This is a genomic window from Pseudomonas sp. 58(2021) (genome assembly GCF_017491585.1).
In the GTDB taxonomy this organism is placed as follows: domain Bacteria; phylum Pseudomonadota; class Gammaproteobacteria; order Pseudomonadales; family Pseudomonadaceae; genus Aquipseudomonas; species Aquipseudomonas fluorescens_BT.
In genome coordinates this window covers 217,262-231,175 of record NZ_JAFGYZ010000004.1, presented here as the reverse complement: position 1 = coordinate 231,175, position 13,914 = coordinate 217,262, and the positions used below count along the sequence as shown (strand labels likewise).

Here is a 13,914-nt window from a genome sequence, read left to right as displayed (position 1 = left end):
TTCCACAGGGATTGATGTCGATCACGTAATCGCAGGCTGGCCTCGGTTATTGTGCGAACCGGCTGGTCAACGAAAAGGCCGGCACGGACGCCACATATCTGGTCATGAACGCCACTTGTCTGCGACATGATGTCGTTTCATATGCCATCCAAAACCCGATGGGTTAGAATGCCCCCCTTTTCTGCCCCCGATCCTTGAGGACCGCCATGTTCAGCCGTGATTTGACTATTGCCAAGTACGACGCCGATCTTTTTGCCGCCATGGAGCAAGAAGCCCAGCGCCAGGAAGAACACATCGAGCTGATCGCTTCGGAGAACTACACCAGCCCAGCGGTGATGGAAGCTCAAGGCTCGGTACTGACCAACAAGTACGCCGAAGGCTACCCGGGCAAGCGCTACTACGGTGGTTGCGAGTACGTCGACGTTGTCGAGCAACTGGCCATCGACCGCGCCAAGGAGCTGTTCGGCGCCGACTACGCCAACGTTCAACCGCACGCCGGCTCCCAAGCCAACGCCGCTGTTTACCTGGCCCTGCTGTCGGCCGGTGACACCATCCTGGGCATGAGCCTGGCCCACGGTGGTCACCTGACCCACGGCGCCAGCGTTTCCTCCTCCGGCAAGCTGTACAACGCCATCCAGTACGGCATCGACGCCAACGGCCTGATCGACTACGACGAAGTCGAGCGTCTGGCTGTTGAACACAAGCCGAAAATGATCGTGGCCGGTTTCTCTGCCTACTCGCAGATCCTCGACTTCCCGCGCTTCCGCGCCATCGCCGACAAGGTGGGCGCCTACCTGTTCGTCGACATGGCTCACGTGGCCGGTCTGGTCGCCGCTGGCGTCTACCCGAACCCGGTTCCGTTCGCTGACGTCGTGACCACCACCACCCACAAGACCCTGCGCGGTCCACGTGGCGGCCTGATCCTGGCCAAGGCCAACGCCGACATCGAGAAGAAGCTGAACTCCGCCGTATTCCCGGGCGCCCAGGGTGGCCCGCTGGAGCACGTGATCGCCGCCAAAGCGATCTGCTTCAAGGAAGCATTGCAACCTGAGTTCAAGGCTTACCAGCAACAAGTGGTGAAAAACGCCCAGGCCATGGCCGGCGTGTTCATCGAGCGCGGTTTCGACGTGGTTTCCGGCGGTACTGAAAACCACCTGTTCCTGCTGTCGCTGATCAAGCAGGAAATCTCCGGTAAAGACGCCGACGCCGCTCTGGGCAAAGCGTTCATCACCGTGAACAAGAACTCCGTGCCAAACGATCCACGTTCCCCGTTCGTCACCTCCGGCCTGCGCTTCGGTACTCCGGCTGTGACCACTCGCGGCTTCAAAGAGGCTGAGTGCAAGGAACTGGCCGGCTGGATCTGCGACATCCTGGCTGACCTGAACAACGAAGCGGTAATCGACGCCGTTCGTGAGAAAGTCAAAGCCATCTGCAAGAAACTTCCGGTATACGGCGCTTAATTGCGACGTTAAAAACGCAGCATGAAAAACCGGCCAGTGATGGCCGGTTTTTTTTCGTCCGCAAAAAAGTTTCCAACTGGAAATAGCTCAAGGTCGGGGCATTGCGCCCAACTGGTCAGACCGGTCATGCCAATTCGTCATTTTTCACTTGCGATCCGTAAAAAACAGCGCCTAGACTGCACCCGCACTGGACATACCGGTAAGACCACAATAATTAAGTCCTGAATCTGATGCGCCCCGCGCACGGCAGCCAGGACACCGACCAGGATTCCTCCCATGCTCAGATGGTGCTCGCGTTCAATCTTCCTCCAAGTGGTTCTCGGACTGATGCTCGGCATCGTCTGCGGGCTGACCCTTCCTGAATACTCGGCCCAGCTCAAACCGCTCGGCGACGGTTTCATCAAACTGATCAAGATGCTCATCGGTCTGATCGTGTTCTGCGTGGTGGTCAGCGGTATCAGCGGCGCCGGCGACCTGAAAAAGGTCGGGCGCATCGGTCTCAAGTCGGTGATCTACTTCGAAGTACTGACCACCATCGCCCTGGTGATCGGTCTGGTGTTCGCCTTCACCACCGGGATCGGCAGCGGCGCCAATATCCATCTGGAGCAACTGTCCGCCGCCGACATGGGCGACATCGCCGAACGCGGCCAGCACCTGCACACCACGACCCAGTTCCTGATGGACCTGATCCCGACGTCGGTGCTCGGCGCCTTTGCCGACAACAACATCCTGCAAGTGCTGCTGTTCTCGGTGCTGTTCGGCAGCGCGTTGAATCTGGTGGGTGAAGCGGCTTCCGGGATCTCGCGGCTGATCAACGAGCTGAGCCATGTGATCTTCCGGATCATGGGCATGATCGTGCGTCTGGCGCCGATCGGCGTGTTCGGCGCCATCGCCTTCACCACCAGCAAATATGGCCTCGATTCGCTGCAACACCTGGGCAGTCTGGTCGGCCTGTTTTATCTGACGTGCATCGCGTTCGTCAGCGTGATTCTCGGTCTGGTAATGCGTGCCTCCGGCCTGCGCATGTGGCCGCTGCTCAAGTACCTGCGCGAAGAACTGCTGATCGTCATGGGCACCGCCTCCTCCGATGCCGTGCTGCCGCAGATCATGCGCAAACTCGAACACTTGGGCATCGGCAGCTCGACTGTCGGGCTGGTGATTCCCACCGGTTATTCGTTCAACCTCGACGGTTTTTCGATCTACCTGACCCTGGCCATCGTGTTCATCGCCAACGCCACCGGTACGCCGCTGGCCATGACCGATCTGCTGACGATTTTGCTGGTATCGCTGATCACCTCCAAAGGCGCCCACGGCATTCCGGGGTCGGCACTGGTGATTCTGGCGGCCACGCTGACGGCCATCCCGGCGATCCCGGTGGTCGGTCTGGTGCTGGTGCTGGCGGTGGACTGGTTCATGGGCATCGGCCGGGCGCTGACCAACCTGATCGGCAACTGCGTCGCCACCGTGGCCATCGCCCGCTGGGAAAAGGACATCGACGTGCAGCGGGCGAACAAGGTGCTCAACGGCGAGCAGGGCTATAACTTTCAGCCGAGAAAAACCGTCGCTCAAGCGGCGGCCAAAGAATTCTGAATGAGCGCCGTGCCTGCGCCAATGCAGGCACGGCTCATGGAGCGAACACGTGATTACTACATCAACCGTCGTCAACTCAGTGGTCGAAAAACTCAGGGCCGCACTGGCCCGTGGTCAGTGGCGCTGCGGCGAGATGCTGCCGGGTCAGCGCGAACTGGCCGAACAACTGGGCATCAGCCGCCCGAGCCTGCGCGAAGCGGTGATCGTGCTGGAAACCCTCGGCCTGGTGCGCTCGATGCCGGGCAAAGGCGTGGTAGTCCTCGACACCCAGGCCAGTGACAGCCAAAGCCACGACAGCGCAGTGGCCGGCGCCAGCCTCGAAGACGTGCTGCAACTGCGCTACACCCTCGAGCCATTCATAGTCGGTCTGGTGGCGCAGTCGATCAGCAGCAAGGAAGTCGGGCAACTGCGCCTGACCTTGATGGACATGCGCGAAGCCCTCGAAGCCGGTGACAGCGAGACCGGCGTCAGCGCTTACATCGCGTTCCACGAAGAACTGTTCACCCTGACCTCGAACCCGATTTTCCAGAGCGTGGTGCAACAGACCAGCAATGCCCTCAAGCAAAGCGCCGAAGTGCTGCGCAATTCGCCGGAGCACCTGGCCGAACGCCTTGAGGAAAACGAAGCCGTGGTACGCGCGATCCGCAGCAAGAACAGCGCCCAGGCCAGCGCCGAGATGCGCCGGCATATCCTGCGCGAAGGCCAGCGCATGGGCATCGAGCTGAATATTCCGGATGACAACCTGAGCCACTGAAGCGCCTCACACTGGAGACCGGCCATGAACAGTCTTGCCACGCCGTCGCACCCTCGCCCGACCTCGGCGGCCCTGCCCTTCTCCCGCCTGCAAACGCCGGTGGACGACCTCTATCCGCGACTGTTCGACGCGATCCTCGAACAACGCCTCGATGCCGCCAGCCGTTTTACCGAAGAAAGTCTCAAGCAGATGTTCGGTGTCAGCCGCGCCGATGTGCGTCGGGTGCTGACCCAACTGTCCCACGAGCAGATCATCGTGCTACGGGCCAACCATCGGCCACGGGTTGCTGCGCCGGACGCCGAACAGACGCGCCAGGCCCTTCACGCCCGACGCCTGGCCGAGACCACGCTGGTGCGACTGGCTTGTCAGCATGCGCACGCTGATGATCTGAAACGTCTGCGCGCCTTGATCGAACGAGAGCGTCAGGCCGTGGATAAAGATCGACGGGGGGCGGCAATTCGCCTGTCTGGAGAGTTTCATTTGCAGTTGGCGAAGATGGCGCGGAATGCACCGTTGGCGCATTTTCTCGGCACGCTGGTGCCGTTGACCTCACTGGCAATTGCGCGATGCGGTAAGCAGACGCACAGATGTTGCGCATGGGAGGAGCACCTTGAAATTGTCGAGGCGGTGGAGCGCGGAGATATTTCAAAAGCCGGCATGCTGATGAATCGGCATCTGGATCACCTTGAGCAGACGTTGCTGGGTTCAGAATCTGGATATTGTGTTGCTGGTTAGAACGCCTTCGCGAGCAAGCCCGCTCCCACAATGAACTGCATTCCTCCTGACAGAATGCGATCTACTGTGGGAGCGGGCTTGCTCGCGAAGAGGCCTTTCGAGCCTTCACAAATTCAGTTTTGCTGTGCAGCCACCCTGGCAAACCCCTCCCGGATTTTCTCTTCCGGCAAATCGTCAGCGATAAACACAATCACGCTTTCCCGCGCCTCGCCCTCGGCCCATTCGGTGTCCCAGTCGAAGCCGTAGAGTTTCAGCACGCCCTGGAACACCAGCCGCCGATCTTCGCCCGCAATGTTCAGCACGCCTTTGTAGCGCAGCAATTGCTTGCCGTGCTCTTCCAGCAATTCATTCATGAACTCGCTGAGTTGATCGATATCCAGCGGTTGATCGGTGCGCAGCACCAGGCTGGAAATCCGGTCGATGGACGGCGCCTTGCTCACCGGGCGCAAACTCACGCCGCCACCGAGATCAGCGTTGAGGTTGAAACCGCGTACATCGAGCAATTCCGCCAGATCGATATTGCCGTGTTCGACCACACGGATCGGCGCACGTCGATTGATGCGCGTCAGGCGTTCGCTAAGCGCGGTGAACGCGGCTTCGTCCACCAGATCGGTCTTGCTCACCAGCAAGCGGTCGGCAAAACCGATCTGCGCCTGGGCGATGGTCTGGGTCAGGTGCAGCTCGGCGTGAGCCGCGTCGACAAGGGTGATGATGCCGTCGAGCAGATAACGCTCGCGCAGTTCTTCGTCGATGAAAAACGTCTGTGCCACTGGCGCCGGGTCGGCCAGACCGGTGCACTCGATGACCAGTCGATCGAAGGCGATTTCACCGCTGTCCAGCCGTTCGAGCAGCAGGTACAGGGCTTTGGTCAGGTCGGTATGGATGGTGCAGCAGACGCAGCCGTTGGCCAGGGTCATGACTTGCACCGGCTCGTCGCCCAGCAGTTGGGTATCGATGCCGGCGTCGCTGAATTCGTTTTCGATCACGGCGATTTTCAGGCCGTGCTCGGCTTTCAACAGATGGCGCAGCAAGGTGGTCTTGCCGGCGCCGAGGAAACCGCTGAGCACCGTTACGGGTATTGGAGAAGACAACATCGATCCCCTTCACAAAATTGATGAACAACACAAAACAAATGTGGGAGCGGGCTTGCTCGCGAAGGGGGTCGTGTCAGTCGACATCATTGCTCAATGACACACCGCTTTCGCGAGCAAGCCCGCTCCCACAGTTGGGGACTGCATCAACCGAAGGCTGTCAGATCAACAGCACTTCGGCCCACCCTTGCCACCGTAACGGGCTTCCTGACGTTCGCGAAAGAACATCTCGTAGCTCATCACCGGTTTGTCCGGGTGTTTGGTCTGCATATGCTCGACGTACGTGTCGTAGTCGGGCATGCCGACCATCAGGCGCGCGGCCTGACCGAGGTATTTACCGAGGCGACTCAGGTCATTGAACATGGTGCAATCCTCTGGTTACGCGTCCGGCAGGGCCTGGAATGGCGATTCTTTGTCCGTACGCTCTTTTTTGCCCCAGGCGGCGATGCCGACCTTGAGCGCATAGAACAGGATGCTGAATACCACGAACAGGAACAGCGCGGTCAATGTAGCGTTGGTGTAGGCGTTGAAGATCACGTGCTGCATCTGCTCGACGCTCTTGGCCGGTGCGAGCACCTGGCCTGCGGCCAGCGCATCGCTGTACTTCTTGGCCAGCGACAGGAAGCCGATCGCCGGGTTCGCGTCGAACAGCTTGATGAAGCCTGCGGTCGTGGTGCAGATCAGCAGCCAGGCGGCCGGCAGCAGGGTGACCCAGATGTAGCGCTGGCGCTTCATTTTGATCAGGACCACGGTGCCGAGCATCAGTGCGATACCCGCCAGCATCTGGTTGGAGATACCGAACAGCGGCCACAAGGTGTTGATGCCACCCAGCGGATCGATCACGCCCTGATACAGCAACCAGCCCCACATGGCCACACAACCGGCGGTGGCGATCAGGTTGGCGGTCCAGGACTCGGTACGCTTCAGCGCCGGTACGAAGGAGCCGAGCAGGTCCTGCAGCATGAAGCGACCGGCACGGGTACCGGCATCGACCGCAGTCAGGATGAACAGCGCTTCGAACAGGATCGCGAAGTGGTACCAGAACGCCATGGTGTTTTCACCCGGCAGGACACTGTGCAGGATCTGCGCGATACCGACCGCCAGGGTCGGCGCACCACCGGCACGGGCCAGAATGGTGGTTTCACCGATGTCATGTGCCACGGCTTGCAGGGCTTCCGGGGTAATTGCAAAGCCCCAGTTGCTGACAGCGGTCGCCACCGCCACCACATCGCCGCCCACCACGGCGGCCGGGCTGTTCATGGCGAAGTACACGCCTGGCTCGATCACCGAGGCCGCAACCATGGCCATGATGGCCACGAACGATTCCATCAGCATGCCGCCGTAACCGATGTAGCGGGCGTTGGTTTCGTTATCCAGCAGCTTCGGCGTGGTGCCGGACGAGATCAGCGCGTGGAAACCCGATACCGCACCGCACGCGATGGTGATGAACAGGAACGGGAACAGGCCGCCCTTCCACACCGGGCCGGTGCCGTCGACGAACTGGGTCAGCGCCGGCATTTTCAGCTCGGGCATGGTGACCAGGATGCCGACCGCCAGGGCGATGATGGTGCCGATCTTGAGAAACGTGGACAGATAGTCACGCGGGGCGAGGATCAGCCAGACCGGCAGTACCGCCGCGACAAAACCGTAACCGATCAGCATCCAGGTGATTTGCACACCGGTAAAGCTGAAGGCCTTGGCCCATACAGGGTCAGCGGCAATCTGCCCGCCCAGCCAGATCGAACCGAGCAGCAAAACAACGCCGATCACCGAGATCTCGCCGATGCGGCCCGGACGGATGTAGCGCATGTAGATGCCCATGAACATCGCGATCGGGATGGTCGCCATCACGGTGAAGATGCCCCACGGGCTCTCGGCCAGAGCTTTGACGACGATCAGCGCCAGCACCGCGAGGATGATGATCATGATCAGGAAGCAGCCGAACAGCGCGATGGTGCCGGGGATACGGCCCATTTCTTCACGCACCATGTCACCCAGGGAACGGCCGTTGCGACGGGTCGACATGAACAGGACCATGAAGTCCTGCACCGCGCCCGCCAGCACCACGCCGGCGATCAGCCACAGCGTACCGGGCAGGTAGCCCATCTGCGCCGCCAGTACCGGGCCGACCAGAGGCCCCGCGCCGGCGATGGCCGCGAAGTGGTGACCGAAGAGAATGTGTTTGTTGGTTGGAACGTAGTCCAGACCGTCGTTGTTGAGCACGGCGGGGGTGGCCCGACGCGGATCGAGTTGCATCACATTATTAGCGATGAACAGACTGTAGTAACGGTACGCAACCAGATAAATGGCCACGGCGGCGACCACGATCCACAAGGCGTTGATCGCCTCGCCTCGGCGCAATGCCACTACGCCCAGGGCGCACGCTCCTACGATTGCCAGCAGCAGCCAGGGTAAGTGGCGTAGCAGGCTATTATTATTTTTCATTTTATTATTCCAGCCAGGGTGGACAAGAAAGACAGCCACCCCGAGTTTAGCGCTGTTGGCGCCAAAGGCCATACCCCGACATTGGTCGGACGCCCTGCCTGACTGGCAACACTCGACGTGGCGGGTCTATAGTCAGCGAACCGTCCAGAGGATTGCGCCATGAGCGAGCACCCGTCCGAGCGCCGCCGCTTCAAACGTATCGCGTTCCATGCCAGAACCGAATTGAGCCAGGGCGAGTACATCTGGCCGGTGAAGCTGATCGACCTGTCGCTCAAGGGGCTGTTGATCGAGCGACCCGAGCCCTGGCTGGGCAATCCCGAGAAGGATTTTTTCGTCGACATTCATCTGAGCGAGGATGTGCACATCGAGATGGATGTGCAACTGGCTCATGAAGATCACGGCCAACTCGGTTTCGTGTGTCGGCATATCAGCCTGGAGTCGATTCAGCGCCTGCGTCGCCTCATCGAACTCAATCTGGCCGACGAAACCGAACTGGAACGCGAGCTCGCGGCGCTGATTGACGTCTGATCACTCGAACAACGAGTCCAGCGCCTGCTCCAGACGCGTCACCGCAATGATCTGCAAACCCGGAGGCGCTTCCTTCGGCGCATTGCCCTTGGGCACGATCGCGCGCTTGAAGCCGTGCTTGGCGGCTTCCTTCAATCGCTCCTGACCGCTCGGCACCGGGCGCACCTCGCCGGACAGGCCGACCTCACCAAATACCAACAAATCATGAGGCAGCGGACGGTTGCGCAGGCTCGACATGACGGCGGCCATCAACGCCAGGTCAGACGCGGTTTCCAGCACCTTCACCCCGCCGACCACGTTGAGGAACACGTCCTGATCGTGGGTCGGAATGCCGCCATGACGGTGCAGCACCGCCAGCAACATCGCCAGACGATTCTGATCCAGCCCCAGGGTCACCCGGCGCGGGTTGGCAAGGTGGCTGTCATCCACCAGCGCCTGGACTTCCACCAGCATCGGCCGGGTGCCCTCCCACGTTGCCATCACCACACTGCCCGGGACTTCTTCCTGAGCGCGTGTGAGAAAAATCGCCGAAGGGTTGGAGACTTCTTTCAGACCCTTGTCGGTCATACCGAACACGCCGAGTTCGTTGACCGCGCCGAAACGGTTTTTTACCGCCCGCAGCAGGCGCAACCGGCCATCGGACTCGCCTTCGAAATACAGCACGGTATCGACCATATGTTCCAGAACACGTGGCCCGGCCAGTGCGCCCTCCTTGGTCACGTGGCCGACCAGGAAAATCGCCGTGCCGCTTTGCTTGGCGTAACGCACCAGCAATGCCGCACTTTCACGCACCTGGGACACACCGCCCGGTGCCGATTGCAGTTGTTCGGTGAAGATTGTCTGGATCGAGTCGATCACCATCACCTTGGGTTTTTCCTGGCGGGCAGTGGCGATGATGGTTTCGATACAGGTTTCGGTCATGACCCGCAGTTGATCCTGCGGCAAGCCAAGGCGACGTGCGCGCATCGCGACTTGTTGCTGGGACTCTTCACCGGTGACGTACAGCGCCGGCATGGTCTTGGCGAGGTTGCACAGGGTCTGCAAAAGGATCGTCGACTTGCCGATACCGGGATCACCGCCGATCAACACCACCGAACCGTCCACCAGACCACCGCCGAGCACCCGGTCGAGCTCGCCGGAGGCTGTGGAAAAACGCGGGATCTCTTCGATGCTGACTTCGGCCAGGGTCTTGATTTGCGCCTGTTGCCCCGCCCAGCCAGTGCGCCCGCTCGGGGCGGCGGCACCGCCGCTCTCGACCATGGTTTCGGTCAGGGTGTTCCAGGCGCCGCATTCGCCGCACTGCCCGGCCCACTTGGGAAAGGTTGCGCCGCACTCGGTGCAGCCGTACATGCGCTTGGCCTTGGCCATCTGAACCCCCGACAAAAACCGCGATGATAACGCAGCTGTCGCCGATCAGCGCGGCGCGGCGGTACGGATTTCCCCGCTGGCCAGACGCGCGGCGCTGTTGCCCAACGGATCCTCTGCGTTCAGATCGGCGCCTCTTGCCTTGAGGGCTTCGAGCATTTCCGCGCGCTTGAACAGCCCGGCGTACATGGCCGCCGTCTGGCCGGCATCATTACGCTGATCCGGGTTGCACCGGGTAGCCATCAGACGCCGGGCAATCTGTACCTCTCCCTTGAAGATCGCCCCCATCAGAGCTGTGTTGCCACGCTGATCCCGGGCACAGGCATCGGCCCCGGCAGCCAGCAGCTTGTCCACAACCTCGCCCTCGCCGTGATACGCCGCCAGCATCAGTGCGGTGTAACCCTTGGGATCGCGCGTATCCAGCGAATAGCCTGCCTCGATAAACGTATCGAGCATGGCGACATTCCCCTCCCTTGCAGCGTTGAAATAGTAGTCCTGCAGTTGCGCCTTGAGCGCCGCTGAATCCTGTTCGGCCGGAGCTGCAAGGGCCGCGAACGACAGACAGCCCAGCAACAGCGAAAGATAAATGCGCATGAGTCGCCTCCTTGTAAGGTGCGAGGCCCGTCACGGGCCTCGCGGTGCTTCTCAGTCGACCAGTTTTGCCGCCAAAGCCTTGACCCGGCCAAGGTCACCCTTGGCCACCTTGGTCACACCGGCGCCATACTCCGGATCGGCCTTGTAGAGGAAGGACAGGATGATGTGCTTGCTTTCATCATCGGTGCTCGCCAGCGAACCGCCAAAGCTCTCGATCAGATCCTGACGTTCCTTCTTGCTGAAGGATCGATACAGATCACCGGCTTGCTTGAAGTTCTGCTCGCGCTGGATCTTCGCCTGCTGAGTGCTGCCTTGCAGGGACGACTGGCTATACCGTGCGCCTTGTGGCTCCTCACGCGGATGCAAACGGCTCGGCTGGTAGTTAACGCCCGTGCTGCTGGCACCGAAGTTCATCGCCCCATCCTGATTACCATTGTTCACCGCTACTTTTGGAGCGTTGACGGGTAATTGCAGGGCATTGGCACCCAGGCGATACATTTGAGTATCGGCATAAGAGAACACTCGACCTTGTAACAAGCGATCTTCCGAAGGTTCGATACCGGGAACAACATTGGCAGGTGCCATGGCAACTTGCTCAGTTTCCTGGAAGACATTCGAAGGGTTACGGTTCAACACCATTTGTCCAACTTTTCGCTCAGGAACATTGGGCCAGATCTTGGTTGCATCCAATGGATCGAAATCAAACTTGGACAAATCTTGCGAATTCAGAACTTGGACGTACAAGTCCCACTTCGGAAAATTGCCTTTATTGATATTCGCTACCAGGTCATTGGTCATATGACTGTAATCCTGACCCTGAACTTTTACGACTTGTTGCGGATCGAGATTCCTGATCCCCTGCAAACTTTTCCAGTGAAACTTCACGTAATGCACTTCGCCCTTGTCGTTGACCAACTTGTAGGCATGTACACCATTACCGTCCATCTCCCGATAACTGGCTGGCGTCCCTGAGTTGGAATACAGCTCGGTCAAAGTACGGGTGGCCTCAGGGACATGGGAGAAGAAATCGAAGCGACGGGAGTCATCATCAAGGTTGGTGCGCGGGTCCGGCTTGAACGCATGCACCATGTCCGGGAACTTGATCGCATCACGGATGAAGAACGTCGGAAAGTTGTTGCCCACCAGATCCCAGTTTCCGTCGGCGGTGTAGAACTTGGTCGCGAAGCCCCGCGGGTCGCGCAGGGTTTCGGGGGAGTGGTTGCCGTGCACTACAGCAGAAAAACGCACGAACACCGGCGTTACCTGCCCGGCGGCGAACACTTTGGCCTTGCTCAGATCGCTGAGATCGTTGGTTACAGTGAACGTGCCGTGAGCACCGGTGCCACGAGCATGCACGACGCGCTCGGGAATGCGCTCGCGGTCGAAGCGCTGCAGCTTCTGGATCAGTTGCACGTCCTGCAACAGCACCGGGCCGTTGGCACCGGCGGTTTGCGAGTTCTGGTTGTCGCCCACCGCTGCACCGTTATCCCGGGTCAGGGGCGCGGCGTTCACGGAAAAGGTCAGCAGGCTGGCGGCGAGTACGCCAAACGTACGGCGATGGGGAACAGCCCCGAGGCCAAGAGTGGAATTCATTTTCAGGCTCCTCTGTTTTTTGAGGCGCATCCAGGTGCGCCAGACAGAGGCTAGAAGCTCGATCAGCCAAACATAAATAGAAAGATCGTAACGCGATGATTGATTAATTTTTCTTCCAGATCAGCGGCTTGCAGCGTATTTCGCGCGCGATTAGTGGCACTTTGCAAACTAATGGCGAATCGATGTGTCGATAAATGCGGGCATTGTAAGAAGGTGTTTCGCGCACGACGCGTTTTGCTGATTTACACTGCTGACACCAAACTCATCTGTAACAAGGAAATAACTATGGGCGTGCTTAGCGAGTTCAAGGCCTTCGCGGTCAAAGGCAATGTGGTCGACATGGCCGTCGGTATCATCATCGGCGCGGCCTTCGGCAAAATCGTTTCATCGTTTGTCGGTGACGTGATCATGCCGCCAATCGGCCTGCTGATCGGTGGGGTGGACTTCAGTGACCTGGCAATAACCCTGAAAGCCGCCGAGGGCAGCGCCCCTGCGGTCGTGATGGCCTACGGCAAGTTCATTCAGAGCATTCTGGACTTCGTCATCGTCGCGTTCGCGATTTTCATGGGCGTAAAAGCCATCAACCGCCTGAAGCGCGAAGAGGCCGTGGCACCTACCCTGCCACCGGTTCCGACCAAGGAAGAAGAGTTGCTGGGCGAGATACGCGACTTGCTCAAGGCCCAGAACAACCGGCCTTGAAGACTGAAACGGCACCCGAGGGTGCCGTTTCTTTACCAGTAGTTTTCCACCGCCACCTGCCCTGGCCGACGGGTCAGGCTGAGGCTCATGCCTCGCTGCTTGAGCAAGGCCCGAGTGTCATCGATCATCTGCGGATTGCCACACAGCATGACCCGAGAATGGAGCGGATCAAGGTTGACCCCGGCCGCGCGCTCCAGCTCACCGTTTTCAATCAGGGTGGTGATACGCCCGTTCAGGGCACCGGCATGCGACTCACGCGTCACGACCGGGATGAACTGAAACTTGTGCGCGTATTCGGCCAGGTAATCGCGCCGCGTGAGTTCGTCGATCAGCTGTTGATAAGCCAGCTCCCTGGCTTCCCGCACGCTGTACACCAGGATGATTCGCTCGAATCTTTCCCAGACCTCGAAGTCCTGCAAAATCGACAGAAATGGTGCCACACCGGTGCCCGTGGATAACAGCCAGAGGTCGCGGCCATCGATGAAACGATCCAGCGTCAGATAGCCGAAGGCCTGGCGATCCACCAGCAATGTATCGCCCGCCTTGAGCCGGCTCAGCTCACTGGTGAACTCCCCGCCGGGTACCACGATGGAAAAGAATTCAAGGAACTCATCGAACGGCGAAGACACCATGGAGTAGGCCCGCCAAACCGTGCTGCCGTCATCCTTGGTCACGCCAAGCCTGGCAAACTGTCCGGCACGAAAGCGAAAGCCCGCGTCTCGGGTCGTACGCAATGTAAACAGGCTGGACGTCAGTGGTCGCACATCGATCAAGGTCTGGCGGCTGATTTTTTCTGCGCTGGCGGTCATCGGTACCTCCCTGGGCCAAGGTCGCAGTGTCCCGCAATAAAGCCCAATAAAAAACCGGACAATTTGTAGTGGTTAATGACGCAAACAACTACTGGCACAATGACATAGTTCAATTCTTGAAATTATGATCTGCATTTAATAATGAATAGGCGGCCAATCACAAACGACTAATTTTCTCCTATCTAAGAGCGAAAAATTCCAAACACTTGTGTAGGAAGCGTCCTACACTCGTTTTCGTGCACGAGCATTGG

13 protein-coding genes are annotated in these 13,914 nt (G+C 59.5%); 6 read left to right on the top strand and 7 right to left on the bottom strand.

Translation table 11 applies throughout. The features are described 5' to 3' along the window. The first annotated feature begins 206 nt into the window (after positions 1-206). The 4 genes from glyA (at position 207) to J5M72_RS06495 (ending at position 4,539) form a co-directional block, all read left to right on the top strand. Entirely contained in the window at positions 207-1,460 is a 1,254-nt protein-coding gene (gene glyA, locus J5M72_RS06510) for a serine hydroxymethyltransferase (RefSeq protein ID WP_007950978.1), read from the top strand. 276 nt (positions 1,461-1,736) lie between these two features. Next, entirely contained in the window at positions 1,737-3,050 is a 1,314-nt protein-coding gene (locus J5M72_RS06505; RefSeq protein WP_207864740.1) for a C4-dicarboxylate transporter DctA, read from the top strand. A 49-nt stretch (positions 3,051-3,099) separates the two neighbouring features. Then, positions 3,100-3,804: a FadR/GntR family transcriptional regulator gene (locus J5M72_RS06500; RefSeq protein ID WP_207864738.1), complete on the top strand. Its 705-nt coding sequence runs from the start codon at positions 3,100-3,102 to the stop codon at positions 3,802-3,804. Between the two features lie 24 nt (positions 3,805-3,828). Further along, positions 3,829-4,539, top strand: a complete 711-nt coding sequence (locus J5M72_RS06495; protein WP_207864736.1) for a GntR family transcriptional regulator — start codon at positions 3,829-3,831, stop codon at positions 4,537-4,539. Between the two features lie 113 nt (positions 4,540-4,652). Here J5M72_RS06495 and yjiA read toward each other — a convergent pair whose 3' ends face one another. The 3 genes from yjiA to J5M72_RS06480 form a co-directional block, all read right to left on the bottom strand. Beyond that, complete coding sequence (yjiA, locus tag J5M72_RS06490; protein ID WP_207864734.1) at positions 4,653-5,633, bottom strand: GTPase; 981 nt, start codon at positions 5,631-5,633, stop codon at positions 4,653-4,655. Between the two features lie 162 nt (positions 5,634-5,795). Then, a complete protein-coding gene (locus J5M72_RS06485; protein ID WP_003228401.1) occupies positions 5,796-5,993 on the bottom strand; it encodes a YbdD/YjiX family protein in 198 nt (65 codons plus the stop codon). Between the two features lie 15 nt (positions 5,994-6,008). Further along, positions 6,009-8,075: a carbon starvation CstA family protein gene (locus tag J5M72_RS06480; protein ID WP_207864732.1), complete on the bottom strand. Its 2,067-nt coding sequence runs from the start codon at positions 8,073-8,075 to the stop codon at positions 6,009-6,011. 159 nt (positions 8,076-8,234) lie between these two features. On the opposite strand from J5M72_RS06480, the gene J5M72_RS06475 reads away from it, so the two are divergent. After that, on the top strand, positions 8,235-8,603 hold the full coding sequence (locus J5M72_RS06475) for a PilZ domain-containing protein (RefSeq protein WP_207864730.1): 369 nt from the start codon (positions 8,235-8,237) through the stop codon (positions 8,601-8,603). Here J5M72_RS06475 and radA read toward each other — a convergent pair whose 3' ends face one another. From radA to katB, 3 genes are read right to left on the bottom strand one after another with little or no spacing between them, the layout of a single operon-like run. Next, the gene (radA, locus tag J5M72_RS06470) at positions 8,604-9,971 is read right to left on the bottom strand and encodes a DNA repair protein RadA (RefSeq protein WP_039771749.1); all 1,368 of its coding nucleotides are present in this window, start codon (positions 9,969-9,971) and stop codon (positions 8,604-8,606) included. 45 nt (positions 9,972-10,016) lie between these two features. After that, positions 10,017-10,562, bottom strand: coding sequence for an ankyrin repeat domain-containing protein (locus J5M72_RS06465; protein ID WP_207864728.1), 546 nt, complete (start codon positions 10,560-10,562; stop codon positions 10,017-10,019). Positions 10,563-10,613: 51 nt separating this feature from the next. Continuing rightward, positions 10,614-12,155, bottom strand: a complete 1,542-nt coding sequence (katB, locus tag J5M72_RS06460; RefSeq protein WP_207864726.1) for a catalase KatB — start codon at positions 12,153-12,155, stop codon at positions 10,614-10,616. A 285-nt stretch (positions 12,156-12,440) separates the two neighbouring features. Between katB and mscL the strand changes: the two genes are divergently transcribed. Further along, positions 12,441-12,854, top strand: a complete 414-nt coding sequence (gene mscL, locus J5M72_RS06455; RefSeq protein WP_102354481.1) for a large-conductance mechanosensitive channel protein MscL — start codon at positions 12,441-12,443, stop codon at positions 12,852-12,854. A 32-nt stretch (positions 12,855-12,886) separates the two neighbouring features. On the opposite strand, the gene J5M72_RS06450 is transcribed toward mscL, so the two are convergent. Next, positions 12,887-13,663: a ferredoxin--NADP reductase gene (locus J5M72_RS06450; RefSeq protein WP_207864723.1), complete on the bottom strand. Its 777-nt coding sequence runs from the start codon at positions 13,661-13,663 to the stop codon at positions 12,887-12,889. Positions 13,664-13,914 lie beyond the last annotated feature (251 nt).